The organism is Curtobacterium salicis, assembly GCF_011759505.1.
GTDB classification, from domain to species: Bacteria; Actinomycetota; Actinomycetes; order Actinomycetales; family Microbacteriaceae; genus Curtobacterium; species Curtobacterium salicis.
Map to the genome: position 1 here is coordinate 664,751 of NZ_JAAOYO010000003.1, position 21,669 is coordinate 686,419.

Below are 21,669 nucleotides of genomic sequence, written 5' to 3' on the forward strand. Positions count from 1 at the left end.
ACACCGGTGTGATTCCCGGCCGATCGGCAGCACAGCGCGGATCGAGAGCGACGACGGTCGGAACCAGGTGTACCCCGACCCGGTGTCCCCCGATGACGAAGCACGGAGAAGCCTGAGAATCGATCGCGGTGGTTTGTGGGGTACACCTCCGGCCCGCCAAACTCGGTCTCAGCCCACGAAGGACCATCACCGTCACAGGCAGGGAGAGTCACCATGGCGATCGCAACGGCCGCACCCAGCACCACCTCGCGCCGCACCAAGAAGGCAGCGACCAAGACCACCTCCGCCGAGGCCACCACGCTCGACGCCGTCGCCGAGGTCGAGGCCGACGAGCAGCTCGCCGGCGTCCGCGGCGCATCCGTCGACCAGGTCGGCGACTACCTCCGTCACATCGGCCGTCTCGCCCTGCTGACCGCTGAGGAAGAGGCCGACATCGCCCGCCGCATCGAGGTCGGGCTGTTCGCCGAGGAGAAGCTCCACACCGAGTCGGGTCTCGACAAGTCGCTCGAGCGCGAACTCCGCTGGCTCGTCCGCGACGGTGAGCGTGCCAAGGAGCGCATGATCACCTCGAACCTCCGCCTGGTCGTCAGCATCGCCAAGCGCTACTCGCAGCGCGGCCTGCCGTTCATGGACGTCATCCAGGAGGGCAACCTCGGTCTGGTCCGTGCGGTCGAGAAGTTCGACTTCACCCAGGGCTACAAGTTCTCGACCTACGCCACCTGGTGGATCCGCCAGGCGATCTCGCGTGGTCTCGCCGACAAGGCACGCACGATCCGCATCCCGGTGCACACCGTCGAGCTGATCAACAAGATCTCACGCACCGAGCGTGACCTCACCGTCGACCTCGGCCGTGCGCCGATGCCGGAGGAAGTGGCCGCCGAGCTGAGCATGAGCGTCGAGGAACTCGTCGACCTCAAGGGCCGCTCGCACGAGCCGGTCTCGATCCACACGGTCGTGGGCGACTCCGACGACAGCGAACTCGGTGACTTCATCGAGGACGAGGACGCGGCGAGCCCCAACGAGCTCACCGAGACCACGCTGCTGCACCGCGACATCCGCTCCATCGTCGCCGAACTGCCGAGCGACGAAGCCAACGTGATCCGCATGCGCTACGGCCTGGACGACGACAAGCCGATGACGCTCGACGAGATCTCGAAGATCGTGCACACCACGCGCCAGGCGGTCAGCCGCGTCGAGTCGCGTGCCAAGCTGCGCCTCTTCGCGAAGGCCGTCTCGCAGGACATGCAGCTGTACCTGACCGAGTAGGTCGGGAGACTTCGGCTGGTCCCTCCGGGGACCGGTGCGGGGATCCGAGGCCGTCCGTGGGACGACGGTCCGTGGGGTGATGGGAGCGAAGGCCCGTCCGGTGCGAACCGGGCGGGCCTTCCGTCGTCCCACGCGCCTCCCGTCGGTGCGTCATGCCGGGCCGGGAGGCACGGATCGCGTCACTCCTCGGTCTCGCGGTGCAGCTTCTGCCGCAGGTCGTGCGGGATCAGCTCGATGAGCTGGTCCGGGCGGAGCGGCAGGTCCAGGAGGCCGAGCTTGAGCCGCCCGGTGCGGCCGTGCCGCTCGGCGTCGAGCCGGACCACGCTGCCGGCGTCCTTCCGGAGCCGGACCTCGAGCTGCGCGCCGGTCGCGACCTCGCCGACGACGAGCCCGTCCACCTCCAGCGCGGCGCTCCGGGTGCCCTCGGCGATGTCGAAGTGGTAGCGCTCCCGGGCGGCCAGCACCACGGACCGGTCGATGCCGGCCATCGGGGCGACCGGTGTGACGACGGAGCCGGAGAGCGCGGGGGAGAGCACGGGGCCACCGGCGGCGTAGTTGTACGCGGTGGAGCCCGCCGGTGTCGAGGCGACGATGGCGTCCGCGCGGTAGTACCCGTACCCGAGTCCGCCGACGCTGAGGTCTGCGGAGACCTGGCCGGCTCCCGGGCGCCGGACGATCGTGATGTCGTTGAAGGCGAGGTAGTCCGTGCGGGACCCGCCCCACGACAGCCGGGCCTCCAGCGCGTGGTGCGGCTCGAGCTGGTACTCGCCGGCCGAGAGGCGTTCGAGGGCGGACTCGAGCTCGGGCGGCTCGATCTCGACCAGGAACCCGACGTTGCCGTAGTTCACGCCGAGCACCGGGACGGGCCGTCGTGCGACCAGGCGCATGGCACCGAGCATCGTGCCGTCGCCGCCGAGCGCCACGACCAGGTCGACGGTGTCCGTGAACTCGTCGTCGTCCACGGCGTCGATCGCGCTGCCGAGCCGCGCGGCGTCGATGCGGCGGGCGACCAGACGCCCGGCCCCGGACGCGTTCCAGCGGTCCAGGACCTCGACGGACTCCTGCACGTTCTTCGACGGGTGGACGACGAGGCCGACGACGGGCTGCTCCATGCACCGGATGGTACCGGTGGGCCCCTCGGAGCGGGGCGGATCGGCCGTCGGACGGGACGTGCCCCGGGGAGCCGGGAGGCGCCTCCAGACCGTGCTGTGCGGCACACGCAACGGGGTCACGCCCACGGCGAACAGGGGCAGCCCTGACGGGGAGCGCTGGTTAGTCTCGATGTACGTGACCGGACTCACACGAGTCCGGCTGTCGGCCCCGGTTCGTTCGGGGCCAAGGGAGAGCACATGTTCGAGAGATTCACCGACCGGGCCCGTCGTGTTGTCGTCCTCGCTCAAGAAGAAGCGAAGATGCTCAACCACAACTACATCGGTACGGAGCACATCCTCCTCGGCCTCATCCACGAGGGCGAGGGCGTCGCCGCCAAGGCGCTGGAGTCGCTCGGTATCTCCCTCGATGCCGTCCGCGAGCAGGTCCAGGACATCATCGGGCAGGGCCAGCAGCAGCCGACCGGGCACATCCCGTTCACGCCGCGCGCCAAGAAGGTCCTCGAGCTGTCCCTGCGCGAAGCGCTGCAGCTCGGCCACAACTACATCGGGACCGAGCACATCCTGCTCGGCCTCATCCGCGAGGGCGAGGGTGTCGCAGCCCAGGTCCTCGTGAAGCTCGGCGCCGACCTCAACCGGGTCCGCCAGCAGGTCATCCAGCTCCTGTCCGGCTACCAGGGCAAGGAAGCGGTCGCGGTCGGCGGCGAGCAGCAGCAGAACGCGCAGCAGGGTTCGCAGGTCCTCGACCAGTTCGGTCGGAACCTCACCCAGGCCGCGCGCGACGGCAAGCTCGACCCCGTCATCGGGCGCGAGAAGGAGATGGAGCGGGTCATGCAGATCCTCTCCCGTCGCTCCAAGAACAACCCCGTCCTGATCGGTGAGCCCGGCGTCGGCAAGACCGCCGTCGTCGAGGGCCTCGCCCAGGCGATCGTCAAGGGCGACGTGCCCGAGACGCTGAAGGACAAGCAGCTCTACTCCCTCGACCTCGGGTCGCTCATCGCCGGGTCCCGCTACCGCGGTGACTTCGAGGAGCGCCTGAAGAAGGTCACGAAGGAGATCCGCACCCGCGGCGACATCATCGTCTTCATCGACGAGATCCACACGCTGGTCGGTGCCGGTGCTGCCGAGGGCGCGATCGACGCGGCCTCGATCCTCAAGCCGCTCCTCGCCCGCGGTGAGCTCCAGACCATCGGTGCCACCACGCTCGACGAGTACCGCAAGCACTTCGAGAAGGACGCCGCACTCGAGCGTCGCTTCCAGTCGGTGCAGGTCAACGAGCCGTCGCTGCCCCACACCATCAACATCCTCAAGGGCCTCCGCGACAAGTACGAGGCGTTCCACAAGGTGTCCATCACCGACGGGGCCATCGTCTCCGCGGCGAACCTGGCGGACCGCTACGTGCAGGACCGCTTCCTGCCCGACAAGGCCATCGACCTGATCGACGAGGCCGGCGCCCGCCTGCGTCTGTCGATCCTGTCCGCGCCGCCGGAGCTCCGCGAGTTCGACGAGAAGATCTCGACGGTCCGCGGGTCGAAGGAAGCTGCCATCGAGGAGCAGGACTTCGAGAAGGCCGCGAGCCTGCGCGACGAGGAGAAGAAGCTCCTCGGCGAGCGTCTCCGCCTCGAGAAGCAGTGGCGTGCCGGTGACGTCGCCGCGTCCGGCACCGTCGACGAGGGCATCATCGCCGAGGTCCTGGCGCAGGCCACGGGCATCCCGGTGTTCAAGCTCACCGAAGAGGAGACCTCGCGTCTCGTCTTCATGGAGAAGGCCCTGCACCAGCGCGTCATCGGTCAGGAAGAGGCCATCTCGGCCCTCTCCAAGACCATCCGCCGCACCCGTGCCGGTCTGAAGGACCCGAACCGTCCCTCCGGCTCGTTCATCTTCGCCGGCCCCACGGGCGTCGGGAAGACCGAGCTCGCCAAGGCCCTGGCCGAGTTCCTGTTCGACGACGAGGGCGCACTGATCTCCCTCGACATGTCGGAGTTCGGCGAGAAGCACACCGTCTCGCGTCTGTTCGGTGCCCCTCCCGGGTTCGTCGGGTTCGAGGAGGGCGGCCAGCTCACCGAGAAGGTGCGCCGCAAGCCGTTCTCCGTGGTCCTGTTCGACGAGATCGAGAAGGCCCACCCGGACATCTTCAACTCGCTGCTGCAGGTCCTCGAAGAGGGTCGTCTGACCGATGGTCAGGGCCGCGTGGTCGACTTCAAGAACACCGTCATCATCATGACCACGAACCTCGGTTCGCAGGGCATCGCGGGTGGCCCGGTGGGCTTCCAGGTCGAGGGCAACTCGTCCGTCGGGTACGACCGCATGCGCGGCAAGGTGAACGAGGAGCTCAAGAAGCACTTCAAGCCCGAGTTCCTGAACCGCGTCGACGACACGATCGTGTTCCCGCAGCTGTCGCAGCCCGAGCTGCTGCAGATCGTGGACCTGTTCGTGAAGCGTCTGTCCGACCGCCTGCTCGACCGCGACATGACCGTCGAGCTGTCGCTGTCGGCCAAGGAGCAGCTCATCAAGGTCGGGTTCGACCCGTCCCTCGGTGCTCGACCGCTGCGCCGCGCGATGCAGCACGAGGTCGAGGACCAGCTGTCCGAGCACATCCTGCAGGGTGAGCTCACGGCGGGCGACCACGTGAAGGTCGACTTCGTCGACGGTGCGTTCACCTTCGAGACCGGGCGTCAGCCGGGCCGCGAAGAGGTCCTCGCCGGCGCTCCCTCGCTCGAGAAGGCGCCCGAGGCGCCCACCGGCGAGATCGAGGGCTAGTCAGCCAGCCACACCACAGACGGGAGGCCCGGTACCAGCTGGTACCGGGCCTCCCGTCTGTGGTGCTCAGGCGGATCAGGCCTGGACGTCACCGCGCCAGCCGTCGGCCGTGGGGGCCGCTTCGACGCGCTCCTTGTAGTTCTGCAGGTCCTTCTTGACGGCGTGGCCGCCGACGCCCACCGCGGAGCCGAGCTTCTCGAGGATGCCCGAGGGCTCCCAGTCGATCTGCACGGTGACACGGGTCTCCGTGTCGCCGAGCTTGTGGAACGTGACCACGCCGGCGTGCTCGGTGTCGCCGTCCTTGACGGTCCACGCGACGCGCTCGTCCGGGTGCTGCTCGGTGATGAGGGCGCGGAACGACCGCTCCTGGCCGGCGACCTTCACGGTCCAGTCGGTCGTGGTGTCGTCGACCTGGACGATCTTCTCGACCTCGTCGAGGAACGTGGGGAACTCCTCGAAGCGGGTCCACTGGTCGTAGGCGGCGCGGACGGGGACGCTGACGTCGACGGTCTCGATGATCTGGGGCATGGTTGCTCCTCCTGCTCGTCGTGCTGGTGTGCCTCGGACGGTAGGCCGGTGCGCCTGTGCAGCGTCCCGGTGCATGTCCCCCGTGACGCCGTGTGACGGTGGCGACGTAGGGTTGTACGGATGACTGAGCACGGACGGCACGCCTTCTCCGAACGGGACGACCACGGGATCCTGGTGCGCCCGGCACTCGCGTCCGACGTGCCGCACATCCAGCGGCTCATCGCACCGTACGTCGACCGGCGGATCCTGCTCGGCAAGGAGAACGTCGTCCTGTACGGCTCGATCCAGCAGTTCCGGATCGCCGAAGGACCGGACGGCGTGCCGATCGGCTGCGGCGCCCTCGCGGTGTTCTGGGACGACATCGCCGAGGTCCGCACCCTGGCCCTCGACCAGGACTGGATCCACAAGCGCGTCGGCCACCGGATGCTCGAGGCGCTCGAACACGACGCCCGCGAGCTCGGTGTCGCCCGGATCTTCTGCCTGACGTTCGAGGTCGACTTCTTCGCCAAGCACGGGTACCTCGAGATCGGGGAGACCGTCGTCCCGCCCGAGGTGTACGCCGAACTCGTGCGGTCGTCCGACGAAGGGGTCGCGGAGTTCCTCGACCTCGCCCGCGTGAAGCCGAACACCCTCGGCAACACCCGCATGCTGAAGATCCTCTGACGGGTTGACCGACCGCCCGGCGAGGGTCCTCCTCCGGGCTCGCACGGGTGTCTACCCTGTGCGCATGTCGTCGTTCCGCCACCCCGTCGGCCCCGAGCGCCCGGGGACCTACTGGCGTCGCCGCGCCCTGGTGCTCGGGGTCCTCGTGCTCGTCGTGGTCGTCGTCGTGCTCATCGTCGTCGGTCGTGGCGACGGTGCCCCTGCGGCCGGTCCGACGCCGGGTGCCGGAGCGTCCTCGGCAGGAGTCGAGCCGTCCGCCGGGTCCGGCGGCTCGGCCGGGTCCGGTGGCGCGGGCGCGTCGGATGTCGCCTCGGGCGCGCCGAAGCCCTCGCCGACCCCGTCTACCGCTGCCCGGAAGGACGGCGCGGTCTGTGACACCGACCAGATCGAACTCACCCCGGTGCTCGACAAGCGCGTCTACGCAGCCGGCGAGGACCCGCAGGTCGCGATGTCGATCAAGAACACGGGGTCGAACTCGTGCCACATGGACCTCGGGTCGGCGCAGCAGGTGCTCACCATCACCTCGGGGACGGAGCAGTACTGGTCGTCGAAGGACTGCCAGACCGGCGGCACCGACCAGGACGTCACCCTGAAGGCCGGCCAGGAGCTCACCACGCCCGCCATCGCCTGGGACCGCACCCGGTCCTCCACGACGACCTGCGACGCCGCACGCGCCGCGGTGACGGCCGGGGGAGCCAGCTACCACCTGCAGGTCGCGGTCGGGGAGATCAGCTCGGCGGAGTCGGTGCAGTTCGTCCTGAGCTGAGACGCTCGGCTCCCTCGGAACGAGGGTGCGCTCCCCGGTGACGACGACGCGCTCCCGGAGCGATGAACCGTCCCCGGGAACGACGAAGCGCCGGGCCGAGGATCGCTCCTCAGGCCCGGCGCTCGCGAAGACCGGTGTCAGCCGATGACGGTGATGTTCTCCGCCTGCGGGCCCTTGCGGCCCTCGGTGATCTCGAATTCGACCTTCTGGTTCTCCTCGAGCGACTTGTAGCCGTTGCCACCGATCGCGGAGAAGTGGGCGAAGACGTCAGCGCTGCCGTCGTCCGGCGCAATGAAGCCGAAGCCCTTTTCGTTGTTGAACCACTTGACAGTCCCAGTAGCCATTTCGGCGTTCCTTACTTTCTTACGTGCGCGGCGAGAGAATTCCACCACCGCGGGTTTCGACGGCGAAGCCGACGAGCTTTGTGCGGCACCCGGCATCGTGCGGGGTGACGGAGATCAGAGGTTCAGTGCAATCTGTAGGCACTGACCATCGGGCAGGTGAACGGGTCGCGCGCTGCGAGACCGACCCGGTTGAGGTACCGGACGACGATCCCGTAGGAGCGGAAGAGTGAAGTCTCCGTGTACGGGACCTCGTGCTGTTCGCAGTGCTCACGCACGAGGGCCTTCGCACGACGCAGGTTGGGCCGCGCCATGCTCGGGAACAGGTGGTGTTCTGCCTGGTGGTTGAGACCACCGAGCAGGTGGTCCACCCACACGCCACCAGTGATGTTACGGGAAGTTCGGACCTGACGCGAGAAGAAATCTATCTTGGCTCCCTCGGCGATCACCGGCATGCCCTTGTGGTTGGGCGCGAACGACCCTCCCATCATGACACCGAAGACGGCCATCTGGACCGCGAGGAACGCGAAACCGAGGCCCAGCGGCATCACGGCGAAGACGAACCAGGCGAGCAGACCGAAGCGTGCGACGAGCAGCACGGCCTCCAGGCGACGCTCCTGCGGGGTGCCCTTCGCGGCCTTCCCGGTGACGACGGCGCGGACCGAGAGCCAGTGCAGGTTGGCGCCCTCGAGGGTCAGGAGCGGGAAGAACGCCCACCCCTGGACCATCGCGAGCTTCCGGAGGAACCCGCGGCGCTGCTGGGCGTCCTCCTCGATGAAGACCACGCCGTCGGGGGCGATGTCCGGGTCCTTGCCGATGGTGTTCGGGTTGCCGTGGTGGCGGTTGTGCTTGTTCATCCACCACGAGTAGGACAGGCCGACGACGAAGACACCGATCCAGCGTCCGGCGTGGTCGTTCCACTTGCGCGAGGCGAAGATCTGCCGGTGAGCGGCCTCGTGTGACAGGAACGCGAACTGCGTGAAGAGGACACCGAGGACCCCGGCGGGGATGAGCTGGAACCACGACGCGCCGAGCAGAGCCGACACGCCGAGGGTGGCTGCGGTGGCGACGACGAGCGAGGCGAAGACCGCCCAGTAGAAGCCGGTCCGGCGTTCGAGCAGGCCTTCGGTCCGGACCCGTTCGAGCAGGTCCTTGTACGTCGACGTCGGGGTCGGTGCTCCGGGAGTCCGGGGAGCGGTCGGGCGGTAGAGGGTGGGCGATGGTGCTGGCATGAGAGCTGCTTCCCATCAGGAACAGCCCTTCGGCCGTGCAACGGAAGTTCCCGCGACTGCGATTGGGGAGAAAGTAGTGATGTTGCCTGGGACATCGCCCCGAAGCGCGCCCGCTGAGTGCGTCTACAGGACGACATGCGACTCGGGCACGGCGACCGCGGCGTAGCGTCCAGGACATCGACGGAAGGCTGGGCCATGAAGTACCTCATCTACGGGGTCGCCTCGGTCATGACGAGCGACGAGGCGGCGTACGCCGTTCTCGACTACGCAACCGCGCTGGCGCAGTCCGGACTCGCTGACCGGGTGGACGTCCCCTCGGTCGACGACTACGGCATGGCGGCGACGTCGAGCTTCATCCTCGCCCCGGCGATCGGCGTCCTCGTGCAGTCGGCACCCGACGACGAACTCGGTCCGGAGACCACCCAGTTCGCCGCCGACCTCCGCATCCGCACGCATGCCGTGCAGGCCGGCCGGGTGCACTGAAGCGGTCCCGTCCTCCGCCGCCCGACGGCCTGACCGGATCCGCGCGCACTCGCGTGCTGCTTGACTAGGGGCGATGGCAGAGAAGGAACAGCGCTTCCGGAGTGAACAGCTCGAGGAAGCCCTCGCGAAGCAGGACGTCGCTGCGGTGGCGTACGCGCTGCGCAACGACATCGTGATCGTCCCGCGGCTCGTCACCGGAAAGAAGGACATGCAGGTCCGGGTGTTCGGTCGTGAGGACTCGGACAAGCGCATCCTGCTGCTGTTCTCGTCGGCTGACGCGTACACCGCGATGGTGCCGGGCGAGAAGCTCCGGCAGGTCATGGTCTACGACGCCGCCCGACTCGAGGAGTTCCTGGCGGCACACCTCGACTCGCTCGAGGGCGTGTTCTTCGACATCGCCGGACCCCACACGATGCAGTCGGAGCCGGCGGACCTGTTGGCCGCGCTGCGCGCCTGACCGGCCAGGAGGCTGTGTCCAGGTCCCTGGACACGGTCGCCGCTCTCAGAACGCGGCGTCGAGCTCACGCTCTCGTGGTGACTGCGTCATCGAGAACGCGACCCGCAGCGCTTCGCGCAGGTGCTCGGCGTCGGCGCCGAGGACGGTCGTGAAGCCGAGGCGTCCGGCCTCGTTCGCCCGCTGCTTCGCCCCGGTCGCCGCACGGATCTCGCCCGCCAGGCTGATCTCCCCGATCGCGGCGAGGGTGTGCGGGTAGGGGCGGTCACGTGCGGCACTGGCGAGGGCGAGCACGATGGCCAGGTCCGCGCCCGGCTCCGTGAGCTTCATGCCGCCGACCGTCGAGACGTAGACGTCGGCGTCCGACAGCTTGATGCCTGCGCGGCGTTCCAACACCGCGAGGAGCATCGCCACCCGCGACGCGTCCACCCCGTTGACCACCCGGCGCGGCTGCGGCGCGGAGCTCGGCACGACGAGCGCCTGGATCTCCACCGGGAGGGCTCGGCGCCCTTCCATCGCGACGGTGATGCACGTGCCCGACACCGGGGCTGCGTTGCGGGACATGAACAGGCCGCTGGGGTCCGGGACCTCGTGGATGCCGTCGCCGGCCATGTCGAAGCAGCCCACCTCGTCGGTGGGGCCGAACCGGTTCTTCAGCGCCCGGACGAAGCGGAGTGCGGTCTGCCGGTCGCCCTCGAAGTGGCAGACGACGTCGACCAGGTGTTCGAGCAGTCGCGGGCCGGCGATCGTGCCGTCCTTCGTGACGTGGCCGACGATGAGGACCGGGAGCGCCTTCTGCTTGGCCACCCGGATGAGCGTGGAGGCGACTTCGCGGACCTGGGACGTGCCGCCCGCGATGCCGTCGATCGAGGCGGAGGAGATCGTCTGCACGGAGTCGGCGATGAGCAGGTCCGGTTGCACCTGCTCGATCTGCCCGAGGATGACGCCGAGGTCGACCTCGCTCGCCAGGAACAGGTCGTCGTGCATGGCCCCGGTGCGTTCGGCTCGGAGCCGGACCTGGTCGACCGACTCTTCCGCGCTGACGTACAGGACACGCTTGCCCATCGCCGCAGCGCGGGAGGCCACCTCGAGCAGTAGCGTCGACTTGCCCACACCGGGCTCGCCGCTCAGCAGGACCGCGGCACCCGGGACGATGCCGCCGCCGAGGACCCGGTCGAACTCGCCGATGCCGGTCTGCCAGCGCTGGAAGGACCCGCTGCGGGCTTCGGTGATCGGACGTGCGATGCGGTTGCCGGTGACGGCGATCGACGCGGTGCCACGGGTGCTCGCCGTCGCGGCGGAGGCGTCCTCCACCGTTCCCCACGACTGGCACTCACCGCAGCGACCGACCCACTTGATGCTGGTCCAGCCGCACTCGGTGCAGCGGTAGGACGACTGGGGGCGGGCCATGGGACGAGGTTAGGCCGCTCCGCCGACATCGGTCGGCTCACCGTCGCCGGTCCGCCCGGGCAGCGGGAGCGAGCCGGTGACGCGGTGGCGCAGCCGGTCGAGCGAGCTCGGACGGTTCGCCGTGTCGAGTGCCTCCGCGCCGTCGGTGTCCTGTTCGGCTCGGGCGTGGGCGACGTCGCCGGCCTGACGACCGAGGTCTTCGGCTTCACGGGCGGAGAGGTACCGGCGGATCGCCGCGACCGTGTCCACCCGGGCATCGACGGCGGGCTCGAAGGCGCTCGCCCAGATCTCGTACCCGCGGTCGTTCGGGTGGAAGAGGTCGCCGTACGTGTTGAAGAAGGTCCGACGGAGCCCGACGCGCTTGGTGATCTCGTGCAGCGGTGCCACGGTCAGCCCCAGTTCGCCGGCGACGCGGTGCACGATCTCGTTCGCGACCGCGACCTTGCGCTCTCGGTCGGGCACGAACATGCACGGCAGCTCCGCGACGATGGCGTGCGAGGGGACCGCGCCGTAGATCGCCCGGATGTTCCGCTCGAACTTGTCCGGGTGGAAGTCGGAGATGTCGTTCGCGCCGATCGACACCGTGCAGACGTCGGGCGTGAAGTGCTGGAGCTTGGGGAGCTGGTCCTTCTTCGCGCCCCACGTCGTGGACCCGGACACGCTGAGGTTGACGACCCGCACGGTCATCCGGGAGCGGTGCCGGATCCGACGAGCGAGCAGCCCCACGTACCCGCGGCCGGGAGCCGTCGCGCCGACGCCCTGCGCCGCCGAATCGCCGATCGCCACGTACGTCAGCTGGCCCTCGTGGTGCAGTCGTTCGCGCCACCAGTCGGCGTGCACCGGGAGCATGTCGACCACGCGCTGCGACGCGGCCCGCTGCCCGCGGATCCCTGCCCGCGCACCGAAGCCCGCCGCTCCGCTGACGACGGCGGCGCCGGCGACGGAGGACAGTAGGGCGACGAGGGTGCGCGTTCTCATGCCGGAGACGGTACGCGCGGACCCTCGGATCGAGGTCACCGTCGTGGCGGTCTGGGGACGAGGCGCCGGAGGTGCGCGCCTGTGGAGGGGGAGGCGTGCAGGGTGTCGCCGGGGGCCTCCCGGATCGTGTAAACTCTTCCCCGGTACCGTGTCCGAGCGGCCGAAGGATCATGTCTCGAAAACATGTGTGGGGGCAACTCCACCGTGGGTTCAAATCCCACCGGTACCGCCACAGAAAACCCCCGTTCAGGCGGGGGTTTTCTTGTTTACCGGAGCCGCTCTGGTGCAGATCTGGTGCAGATCTGGCGAAGACCGCTCGCCACTGCGGCTGACGCGGCCGGGCTTTTCTCCGCAGCGAAGTACCTGACCCGATTCCCTCCGAGGCCGGCGGCAGAACTGCGTTGGACTGTGCCGGGGGTAGTGTTCGGCCACGCTGCGGTGCCGGTTTGACACTGACCCGTAGCGGATTGCGGTCTAAAAGTGCTCCACGACCGGCGCTGCTCTATCGGCGCCGCACCATACCTGGAGCAGCGGTGAGATCTGCGGCTCGGCCCCAGAGGGACCCTGGAACCACACCGCGACCGCTGCGAAGTCCGTACCCCAGGCACACCCGAGCGCAGCGCCGCCAATGCCGCCTGGAGGTTACGCAGTCGGATCGCGGCCAATCTCTGCCTTCGAAGGCCGGCGACCACGTCCGTGGCACGAGGTGTGTGTGTTGTGTGGACGTGGAGCCTGCAACCTCGAGGTGCGAGCGCGACTGGTCTTCAACGCACCCGCACGGACCGGAAGTGCAGTCCGCGCCGCGCGGGAACGTGACGTTGATTTCAGCGCTCAACGCTGATTACCGCTGCGAACGGCGAAGACCATGGTTGGATGATCCAATGGGCAACGCGGGGGTTGGGGCAGCGACGGAGCGAGTGCGATCGCATGAGCTCCCTCCCGGTTCGATGCCACTCGGTGGGATGAAGGAAGAGCTCAGTAAGGCGTTCCTGCACCTCCTCGCCAGCTCTACGGGACTGGACGTCGGAACTTGGGGGCAGGACTACGACGTGCGGGATGTAACACTCAAATCTCGGGTTGAATACCCCGACCTGTCTGACACCGGCATTGACGTCCAGCTCAAATGCACCGGCCAACAGGCGGTGGACCGTGCAGACACGGTTGCTTGGTCGCTAAGCACGCACCACATCTCGAAGATGCGCAAGACCATGCGCGCCACGCCGTTCCTGTTTTGCGTCCTGGTGACGGACGCAGACGCCGGCTACTGGCTCGAAGCGACGATGGACGGGCTCCTTGCTCGAAGCCACATGTACTACCTCTGGGGACACGACCTGCCAGCCCCGATTGCAGCGCAGGAGAGCCAGACCGTGCACGTCCCGAAGGTGAATAAGTTGACCCCTGCGACTCTGCTCGAGCTGATGGAGGAGGCCAGCAAGTGGCGCGCTCACTGACCGATGAGCTCGGTGAATACGCTGCAGTCCTAGACGACTCACGCGTTGCTCAATTCCTTGCGAGCAAAAACTGGACTATTCAATCCAACCTCGGATACGCCCAAGTGTGGAGTGAACCCGGTGCGGAGGGTCAGCAAGTCGCCCATGTTCTTTTGCCACGGAACTCTCAACTCGAAGATTACACCCTGCGATTGCAGCAAGCAATAAGTCGAATCAGCGACACATACGATTGGCGAGTATCGGACCTTGCCGAGCAAATTGCAGCGGTCCGTGCCGACCTTTTTTTCGTTCGCATCGACCAACACATGGCAGACGGGACGATACCGCTTCGACAAGCGACCGGGCTCCTCGACAGTATTGATGACATGATTCGCTCAGCCGCGATCACGGCTGACAATCCTTTCGCTTCCGGCCGTGGCCGCACGTCAGCGACGGTGAACGATTTTCTCAACGACGACGTACGCATGGGGCACACGAAGCACGGAAGTTTCATTATCACCGTTGCCGCTCGACTCGATGATGTGGGTGCTGAAGTTGAAGCGCTGCAGAAATCGGGCGAACAATCAGAAAACAATAGTCTTCCTGTTAGCTTCACTCGACAAGTTATGACCACCCTTGCCCGCAGCCTCAATGTCACTAAACAAATTGCCGAGTCTGCGCCTGACGCGCCCGCTTTAGATGACGCTATCAGCGCCGGAATGCGGCTGCCCATGGTTAAGGCGCTGCGTTCTATGGGGAATAATGAGGGTCTGCGGTCGATCGACCTCTCCTTCGAGTGGGCGCCTATCGAGCCGCAGCGCGAGAACTTAGACAGCGAGATCAAGCTTTCGAGGGAGACCGTGCTGCTCCTTGACAAAGTCGAAGACCGCCTGGTTCGTGAGGAGCCACCGCGAGAAGTCACCCTCACCGGCCCTGTCGTCGAGCTACGGCGAGGGGAACGAGTCGGGGGCGATGACGCGGAGAGAGGCGAGATTGTCGTTCGCGCTGATGTCGACGGATCCTGGAAGCGCGTGACGGTTGAGCTGTCTGGCGCGGACTATGACGACGCAATTGCTGCTCACCGTCAGCAGCTGCCTTTCGTCGTGTCGGGGGTGCTCGAGAAGGTGAAACGGAGCTGGGCGCTAACCAGTCGGGTGAAAGTGGATCGATCGTTCCTCGAGTTTAAGCAACAGCGCGATGATTCGGCTGGCTGAAGGGCCCCGGCATCAATGGCAGATCAAACTTGACAAAAGTGAAAGGGGCATGGATTCTCTAGCGCCATTGGCTTCACGCTACAGCAGATTTGTCGAACGTGCGCGCCGCTGCAGCAGGCAAATTCTAACTATCGTGCAGTAGACAACGGTAATCGGCGAGATGATGCAAGAAGCCGATACTCGTCAAGAGTCGAGATTTTCCGGACCCGAGCGTCTGAGACGAGATCGGCTGTCTGCTAATTGGCGAAACTAGGCGGCGGTGATACCGCACGACCGGGTCGTCTGAAATGGACGGCGCCTCGCGACGAGAAGCGGCTCTGATCACGTGTCGGTGCTGAGTCCGAAAAACCGGTCGAAGAAGGCTGTCAGCTTGTTGATCACGCGTTGCTTGGTCGCCCCGTGGCCGTTGCTGCCGGCGAACCGGGATACCGGCGGGAGCACGGTCGTGATCGCGGTTCCCGCGGTGCGGAGGGCTCCTTCGCGTAGCGCCTGATCGACGAACGCGTGAGCAGCATCGGGACGGAGTCGTTCCTCGTCGATGATCTGGGTGAGTTCGGCGTCGCGTTTCGCGGCGACGTAGCGCTGCCACTCGTCGTCGATGGCGCCGTCGACGGAGACGGAATCAACGAAGTCCTCGATGAGGTCCTTCTTGTTCCGCAGGGTCGGGCTGGCGTCGATGGCGCGGGTGATCTCGGCGCGGAGCTCACGGTCGTCGCCGTCCCCGTGTTCCTGCCGGAACTTCCCAACGAGCATCAGGATGTAGTCGACGTTGATCTCAACCTGCTTGATCAGCTCGATCTCGAACACGACGTCGTCGTTGATGATCTCCTTGTCCGCCGCGGCGGTCTGCCGGTACTGGGCGTGCAGGTCGAGGTAGACGCTGCGGTAGTCCTGCCGTTGCCGGTCGGTGAGGATCTGATGCCCGGCGAAGTCGTCGAACGAGGCCAGGATGTTTTCCAGCCGGAGGATCTGCCCGAACAGCTGAATGAACGCCTTCTCCGCACCCTCCCCAACGATCGGCCGCCCGAGCGGGAACCCTGTCAGGAGCTCCTGCGTCTGCTCGGCGTACTGGCCGTAGTAGTCCGCGTAGGGCTTGAGGAGCACGACGCCACGGGCGTCCTTGTTGCCGAACAGTTCCAACGCCTCGTTGGTGGCGTCCTCGAGGTCCCGGAACGCGACGACATTGCCGTACGTCTTCACCGAGTTCAGGATCCGGTTCGTGCGGGAGTACGCCTGGATGAGGCCGTGGGCGCGGAGGTTCTTGTCAACGAAGAGAGTATTGAGGGTGGTGGCGTCGAAGCCGGTGAGGAACATGTTGACCACGATCACGAGGTCCAGGTCCCGGTTCTTCAACCGCTGGGAGAGGTCCTTGTAGTAGTTCTGGAACTTGTCCGCGCTGGTGTCGTAGCTGGTGCCGAACAACCTGTTGTAGTCCCGGACCGCGTCCTCAAGGAAGCCCCGCGCGTCGCCGGAGAGCGCATCCGTGTCGAACGCCTCATCATCCAGTAGCCCGTCATCAGCGCTGTCGCCGACGGCGTCGTTCGCGCCGTAGGAGTAGATCAGCCCGATCTTCAACCGCTTCGCCGGCAGCAGGTCCTGCTGTTGGCGTTGGAACTCCGCGTAGTAGCTGCGGGCGGCGTCGATCGACGCGGTCGCGAACAGCGCGTTGAACCCCCGGACGCGCTTACGCTGGCGCACTGCTTCCGCTTGCCGGCGGGTGCGGGTCGCGTCAGCGACGTTCGTGACGACGGAGTGCTCGTACCCGGCTTCGCGGCGGGTCTTCTGGTCGAAGTGCTCCAGCGTGTACCCGACGACGTCGGACACTCGCTCCGGAGCGAGGAGAACCCGTTCAGTGTCAATGGAGGACACCTGCTTGTCGACCACCGAACCGACGCGGAGGGTGTTGACGTAGTCGATGCGGAACGGCAGCACGTTCCGGTCGGTGATCGCGTCGACGATCGTGTACGTGTGCAGCTTCTCCCCGAACGCCTGCTCCGTGGTCTTCAGCAGCGGGTTCCCACCGCTACCGGAGTTCGCGGCGAAGATCGGGGTGCCGGTGAACCCGAACAGGTTGTACTTCTTGAACGCCTTCGTGATCTGGGTGTGCATGTCCCCGAACTGGGACCGGTGGCACTCGTCGAAGATCAGCACCGTGTGCGAGTCATACACCGGGTGGGTCTTGTTGCCGACGATGAAGTTCGACAGCTTCTGGATCGTGGTGATGATGATCCGCGCGGCCGGGTCCTCAAGCTGGGACTTCAAGACAGCGGTGGAGGTGTTGGAGTTCGCGGCGCCCTTCTGGAACCGGTCGTACTCCCGCATCGTCTGGTAGTCGAGGTCCTTCCTGTCCACCACGAACACCACCCGATCCACCCCCGGCAACTGCGAGGCAAGCTGCGCGGTTTTGAACGACGTCAACGTCTTCCCTGACCCCGTCGTGTGCCACACGTACCCGCCGGCAGCGGTGGTGCCGAGCTGCTTGTAGGTGGTGGCGATGCCGATGCGTTGCAGGATCCGTTCCGTGGCGACGATCTGGTACGGCCGCATCACCAGCAGCAGCCGGTCAGCGGTCAGGACGCAGTATCGGGTCAGGATGTTCAGCAGGGTGTGCTTGGCGAAGAAGGTTCGCGCGAAGGAGGTCAGGTCCTGGATGGGCTTGTTCTGCGCGTCGGCCCACCAGGACGTGAACTCGAACGAGTTCGACGTCTTCCGACCTCGCCCCGGCTTCTGCCCGTCCTTGAGGTGCTGACTGCGGGTGGTGTTCGAGTAGTACTTCGTCAGCGTCCCGTTACTGATCACGAACAGCTGCACGTACTCAAACAGCCCACTGCCGGCCCAGAAGCTGTCCCGCTGGTACCGGTCGATCTGGTTGAACGCCTCCCGGATATCGACACCGCGGCGCTTCAGCTCGATGTGCACCATCGGCAACCCGTTCACCAGGACAGTGACGTCGTACCGGTTGGCGTAGCGCGCCCCCGCACCGCCCTCGAAGGCCGAGTCGGCCTGGTCGACCTCATACTGGTTGATGACCTGCAGGCGGTTGTTGTGGATGTGCTGCTTATCCAGCAGCATCACGTTCTTCGTCGAACCATCGTCCCGCCGCAACACCTGCACATGATCTTCCTGCACACGGACCGTCTTCTCCACGATCCCGTCGGTCTTCCCCGCGACACACGTGTCAAAGAACCGCGACCACTCGCCATCCGAGAACACAATCCCGTTTAACGCCTCCAACTGGGTACGGAGGTTGTCGATGAGCTGCTCTTCCGACGTGATCGGCAGGTACTCGTATGCCTGCGACTGCAACAGGCAGACCAGCTCCGCCTCGAGCGCGGCCTCCGACTGGTACGCCGCCGCCTGCTTCGCATCCGCCAGGTACTCAGCAACAACCGTGCTTTCGGCCGAGACAGCGATCGGGTCATACTTCTGCGCCGCCGCGTCACTCACGCCGGGGCCTCCTCGAACGTCAGGAGCTTGTCGCGGTAGTACTCGTACTGCTTCCGGCGGGCGGCGAGCTCGGCGGGGAGGCCGACGTTCAGGCCATTCACAAGCGCTTCGAACTTGTCGAGGACGGCGACAATATGGGCCTGCACGCTCAGTTCCGGCAAGGGGATGGAAATGTTCCGGAGAGACGCCATAGAGACGCTCGCTACAGTCGATCCATCGGCGGCGGCCATGATCCGCTCTCTGTTCGAGGGCGTACGCAGAAGATGAATCAAGAAGCGGGCACTGATTTTATCGGGAACGGGTGTCAAAACGTATACGCCTTCCTTCACGTTCCAACCGATCTCCCCGTCCGGCACAAGAGCCGTCCGCCCGATTGTCCCTGTTCCGGAGAACAGTACATCACCCGCTTTGAGTCTTGACCGATTCTGAATGGTCGCTAGCGCGTCGTCATTTACCCGATCGGTTTTTGCTGTAGGGACTACATCGAAGCCGCCAAGTTCGCGGACCGTGATGTAGTAGTTCCTAGCGTCTGGAGTGTTCAGTCGAAAGTTCTGCCGGGGGTTTAGGCCAGTCCGGAGGCCGGAAATAACGTCCCCCAGTGGAACGTAGGGCGCTTGATCGGAAAGTGAGAATACTACTGTCTGGTAGTGATAATATTGACGTCGTCGTGCTTCCAGCTCCGCTTCCAGCTCCACTTCCAGCTCCGTGAACTGGTCCAGGATCCGCACGATCTCCCGCTGCACCTCGACCGGCGGCACCGGAACTGGCGTGCGCTCAAGTTCTCGCGACGAAAGGTGCTTTACGGTCGAGCTCCCGATCGAAGATTGAATCCGGTCAAGTTCGCCTTGTATTTGGTAGAAGGCAAAGGCGGGTAGTAATTCTTCGGAGAAGTCCTGGAGGCGGCAAACTCGCTGGTTCAACAGAGCGCGAGAGTGCTTCCAGCGGTTGGCGCGAAAGTCTCCATCCATCCCGATGAGAATGTCGCCCGGCTCGACAAGCCACCGTGCATCGTATTCGCCGGAGAAGAAAGTGTCGGAGAGTCCCGTGTTCACATCACGTATTCGAATTAGGGGGAGTCCGATTCCCTCTGAGTTGAACTGATCGGACTTGAATGCGTAGCCGTTAAATACGGTGCATAGCTCACCCAGTGGCTTATAGGTGATTCCGCTCGGTGCGAGTTCGTCGATGAGGTCCGTCACACGGCTCATGCCGTGCCCTCGAGGTCCGCAACGATCGCGTCGATGGAGATGCGCAGCTCGGCTTGGCGGGCAACGATTCGGGCGATGTCGGCGTTGAGGGTCGTGATGTCGACGGTTTCGCGGGTGTCTTCGGCTTCAACGTAGGACGACACGGCGATGTTGTACTCGTTGCCGCCGATGGTTTCATTGGGGACGAGGGTTGCGAAGTGATCGACGTTCTGCCGCTCCTGGAGGGCGGTGAGGATGTTCTGTTGGTGGTCGGTGGTGAGCTTGTTCTTGTTCCCGACCCGGGTAAACTCCGCCGATGCGTTGACGAACAGGACCTGGTTGTCGGTCTTGGACTTTTTGAGGACCATGATGCAGGTCGCGATGGTCGTGCCGAAGAACAGGTCCGGTGGGAGTTGGATGACGGCTTCGAGGTAGTTATTGTCGATCAGGTACTGGCGGATCTTCCGCTCCGCACCGCCCCGGTAGAGCACGCCGGGGAACTGGACGATCGCGGCAGTGCCGTTCACGGAGAGCCAGGACAGCATGTGCATCGTGAACGCGAGGTCCGCTTTCGACTTCGGCGCGAGGACACCGGCTGGGGCGAAGCGTTCGTCGTTGATCAGGAGCGGGTTCGCGTCACCTTCCCACTTGATCGAGTACGGCGGGTTCGACACGATCGCTTCGAAGGGTTCCTCGTCCCAGAAGTACGGGTCGATGAGGGTGTCTCCGTGGGCAATGTCGAACCGTTCGTAGTCGAGTTCGTGGAGGAACATGTTGATGCGTGCGAGGTTGTAGGTGGTCAGGTTGATTTCCTGACCGTAGAACCCGCCGACGTTGTCCTTCCCGAGGACTTTCGCGAACTTCAACAGCAGCGACCCGGACCCGGCAGCAGGGTCGTAGACCTTGTTCACCCGGGTCTTCCCCATCACGGTGATGCGAGCGAGGACTTCGGAGACTTCCTGTGGCGTGTAGTACTCGCCGCCAGACTTGCCGGCTTGGGATGCGTACATCTGCATCAGGTACTCGTATGCGTCACCGAACAGGTCGATGGAGTTGTCCTGGAATTTCCCCAGCGGCAGGTCACCGATTGCGCCGAGGAGTTTGACGAGCTTCTCGTTCCGCTTGGCGACGGTGTTGCCGAGGCGGGTGCTGTTGACGTCGAGGTCGTCGAAGAGGCCCTTGAGGTCGTGCTCACTGTCGGTGCCGAGCGCGGAGCGTTCGATGTGCTTGAACACCCGGTCGAGCGTTTCGTTGAGGTTGTCGTCCCGGCTGGCTCGGCGGCGGACGTTGACGAAGAGCTCCGAGGGGAGGACGAAGAAGCCCTTCTCCGACACTGTGTCGTGGCGGATCCCTTCCGCCTGCTCATCGGGGAGGGCCGCGTAGGAGAAGTCGGCGTCACCGGCGTCGTGTTCGCCCTTGTCGATGAACGCGGCGAGGTTTTCGGAGATGAACCGGTAGAAGAGCATCCCAAGGACGTAGGACTTGAAGTCCCACCCGTCCACGGAGCCGCGGAGATCGTTTGCGATCCGCCAGATCGTCTTGTGCAGCTCTGCGCGCTGCGCTTCCTTCGTGGTCGGTGCCATGTACTTCGATCTCCTCGGCCCACGCTGGGCGGTGCTTGTTGGATCCACTTCAAGCGGACCATGATGACGACGCAGCGCCAGGCGCGCTCGTCAGTGTTCTTATTCTCCCAGTCGGGCAGCTGTCTCACGGCCCGAGCTGCACGCTCACCCACTTGGAAGGGGCTCGCAGCGACTGCTTCCTCAGCTGGCTGCGTCTGGTGCCGACGGTGTCCCTGCTGTCGTCACCTCGAGGTTCGCAAGGTGCTTCTTCAGCCGCTTCGCCATCGGCAGGAACGTCGCCAGCGTCAAACCACCCGACAGCACGCCGCCCACAACGGGAACCACCTTCGCCACCCCCTTGGCGAAGATGCCGGTTGTCATGTGCACACCGAGCTGCTGCGCCACCTTCTTGACGAACGGGTACACCACCCCATGGGTCAGCGCCTGCTTGGGGAGCTGCTTCGATGACGCCGCCCGAGCCGTCCTCGACGTGGTCCGGACCCGGTTCAGTGCTGAGTCGGACGTGGAGGTCCCGCTGCCGCCGGACACCTCTGTGGGCCGAGAGCATCTGGTTCCGGGCGACCGTGAACAGCCACGCGCGTGCCGTCGCAGGGACGTCTGCGCGACGACGCCAGGCGACCAGGTAGGTCTCGCTCAGGATCTCCTCCACGAGCATGGGGTGCGCTCGGCGTCGCACGAACGCCTGCACATCGCGGAAGGTCTCGGCGTAGAACGCCTCGAACTCCGCGGTCGAATCGATGGACACTGGTGCTCCGATCTTTCGGGGTCACCCAGTACGTGCCCGTTCTGGCCCCGACGTAACACCACGTTCCCGCTGA

General features: G+C 65.7%; 18 protein-coding genes, 1 tRNA gene and 1 pseudogene. 9 read left to right on the forward strand and 11 right to left on the reverse strand.

What is annotated here, in order from left to right:
• The first annotated feature begins 213 nt into the window (after positions 1–213).
• Positions 214–1,266, forward strand: coding sequence for a sigma-70 family RNA polymerase sigma factor (locus tag E9228_RS11695; RefSeq protein WP_166780710.1), 1,053 nt, complete (start codon positions 214–216; stop codon positions 1,264–1,266).
• 179 nt (positions 1,267–1,445) lie between these two features.
• Here the strand turns inward: E9228_RS11695 and E9228_RS11700 are convergent, their stop codons facing one another.
• Positions 1,446–2,378, reverse strand: a complete 933-nt coding sequence (locus E9228_RS11700; RefSeq protein ID WP_166780711.1) for an NAD(+)/NADH kinase — start codon at positions 2,376–2,378, stop codon at positions 1,446–1,448.
• Positions 2,379–2,615: 237 nt separating this feature from the next.
• Between E9228_RS11700 and E9228_RS11705 the strand changes: the two genes are divergently transcribed.
• Complete coding sequence (locus E9228_RS11705; RefSeq protein ID WP_166780712.1) at positions 2,616–5,135, forward strand: ATP-dependent Clp protease ATP-binding subunit; 2,520 nt, start codon at positions 2,616–2,618, stop codon at positions 5,133–5,135.
• 75 nt (positions 5,136–5,210) lie between these two features.
• Here E9228_RS11705 and E9228_RS11710 read toward each other — a convergent pair whose 3' ends face one another.
• Positions 5,211–5,663: an SRPBCC family protein gene (locus E9228_RS11710; protein ID WP_166780713.1), complete on the reverse strand. Its 453-nt coding sequence runs from the start codon at positions 5,661–5,663 to the stop codon at positions 5,211–5,213.
• A gap of 120 nt (positions 5,664–5,783) precedes the next feature.
• Here E9228_RS11710 and E9228_RS11715 point away from each other — a divergent pair, with 120 nt between their 5' ends.
• Together E9228_RS11715 and E9228_RS11720 are read left to right on the forward strand one after the other, a co-directional pair.
• Positions 5,784–6,326 (forward strand): amino-acid N-acetyltransferase, encoded by a 543-nt coding sequence (locus tag E9228_RS11715; protein WP_181421642.1) that lies wholly within the window; start codon positions 5,784–5,786, stop codon positions 6,324–6,326.
• Between the two features lie 64 nt (positions 6,327–6,390).
• Positions 6,391–7,092 (forward strand): hypothetical protein, encoded by a 702-nt coding sequence (locus E9228_RS11720; protein ID WP_166780714.1) that lies wholly within the window; start codon positions 6,391–6,393, stop codon positions 7,090–7,092.
• A 137-nt stretch (positions 7,093–7,229) separates the two neighbouring features.
• Here E9228_RS11720 and cspE read toward each other — a convergent pair whose 3' ends face one another.
• Entirely contained in the window at positions 7,230–7,436 is a 207-nt protein-coding gene (gene cspE / locus E9228_RS11725; RefSeq protein WP_065963953.1) for a transcription antiterminator/RNA stability regulator CspE, read from the reverse strand.
• A 122-nt stretch (positions 7,437–7,558) separates the two neighbouring features.
• Positions 7,559–8,665, reverse strand: coding sequence for a fatty acid desaturase family protein (locus E9228_RS11730; RefSeq protein ID WP_166780715.1), 1,107 nt, complete (start codon positions 8,663–8,665; stop codon positions 7,559–7,561).
• A 195-nt stretch (positions 8,666–8,860) separates the two neighbouring features.
• Between E9228_RS11730 and E9228_RS11735 the strand changes: the two genes are divergently transcribed.
• A complete protein-coding gene (locus E9228_RS11735) occupies positions 8,861–9,148 on the forward strand; it encodes a hypothetical protein (RefSeq protein ID WP_111045024.1) in 288 nt (95 codons plus the stop codon).
• A 73-nt stretch (positions 9,149–9,221) separates the two neighbouring features.
• Positions 9,222–9,605, forward strand: coding sequence for an SseB family protein (locus tag E9228_RS11740; protein WP_110904437.1), 384 nt, complete (start codon positions 9,222–9,224; stop codon positions 9,603–9,605).
• Between the two features lie 45 nt (positions 9,606–9,650).
• Here E9228_RS11740 and radA read toward each other — a convergent pair whose 3' ends face one another.
• Positions 9,651–11,012, reverse strand: coding sequence for a DNA repair protein RadA (gene radA, locus E9228_RS11745; RefSeq protein ID WP_166780716.1), 1,362 nt, complete (start codon positions 11,010–11,012; stop codon positions 9,651–9,653).
• Positions 11,013–11,021: 9 nt separating this feature from the next.
• Positions 11,022–11,990 (reverse strand): SGNH/GDSL hydrolase family protein, encoded by a 969-nt coding sequence (locus E9228_RS11750; protein ID WP_166780717.1) that lies wholly within the window; start codon positions 11,988–11,990, stop codon positions 11,022–11,024.
• A gap of 142 nt (positions 11,991–12,132) precedes the next feature.
• On the opposite strand from E9228_RS11750, the gene E9228_RS11755 reads away from it, so the two are divergent.
• From E9228_RS11755 to E9228_RS11765, 3 genes are all read left to right on the forward strand, one after another.
• Positions 12,133–12,222: transfer RNA gene (locus E9228_RS11755), tRNA-Ser, on the forward strand.
• Between the two features lie 730 nt (positions 12,223–12,952).
• The gene (locus E9228_RS11760) at positions 12,953–13,441 is read left to right on the forward strand and encodes a DUF4365 domain-containing protein (RefSeq protein WP_166780718.1); all 489 of its coding nucleotides are present in this window, start codon (positions 12,953–12,955) and stop codon (positions 13,439–13,441) included.
• Positions 13,426–14,634: a hypothetical protein gene (locus E9228_RS11765; protein ID WP_166780719.1), complete on the forward strand. Its 1,209-nt coding sequence runs from the start codon at positions 13,426–13,428 to the stop codon at positions 14,632–14,634. The genes E9228_RS11760 and E9228_RS11765 overlap by 16 nt, the downstream gene beginning before the upstream one ends.
• A 321-nt stretch (positions 14,635–14,955) precedes the next feature.
• On the opposite strand, the gene E9228_RS11770 is transcribed toward E9228_RS11765, so the two are convergent.
• The 5 genes and pseudogenes from E9228_RS11770 to E9228_RS17690 all read right to left on the reverse strand — a co-directional run.
• Entirely contained in the window at positions 14,956–18,081 is a 3,126-nt protein-coding gene (locus tag E9228_RS11770) for a type I restriction endonuclease subunit R, EcoR124 family (RefSeq protein ID WP_166780720.1), read from the reverse strand.
• A complete protein-coding gene (locus tag E9228_RS11775) occupies positions 18,078–19,280 on the reverse strand; it encodes a restriction endonuclease subunit S (RefSeq protein WP_166780721.1) in 1,203 nt (400 codons plus the stop codon). Before E9228_RS11775 ends, E9228_RS11770 begins: the two co-directional genes overlap by 4 nt.
• 5 nt (positions 19,281–19,285) lie before the next feature.
• On the reverse strand, positions 19,286–20,851 hold the full coding sequence (locus tag E9228_RS11780; protein WP_166780722.1) for a type I restriction-modification system subunit M: 1,566 nt from the start codon (positions 20,849–20,851) through the stop codon (positions 19,286–19,288).
• Between the two features lie 180 nt (positions 20,852–21,031).
• Positions 21,032–21,256, reverse strand: a complete 225-nt coding sequence (locus E9228_RS17120; protein WP_252727984.1) for a hypothetical protein — start codon at positions 21,254–21,256, stop codon at positions 21,032–21,034.
• A gap of 124 nt (positions 21,257–21,380) precedes the next feature.
• Positions 21,381–21,596, reverse strand: a pseudogene (locus tag E9228_RS17690) (RNA polymerase sigma factor); the annotation flags it as partial.
• Positions 21,597–21,669 lie beyond the last annotated feature (73 nt).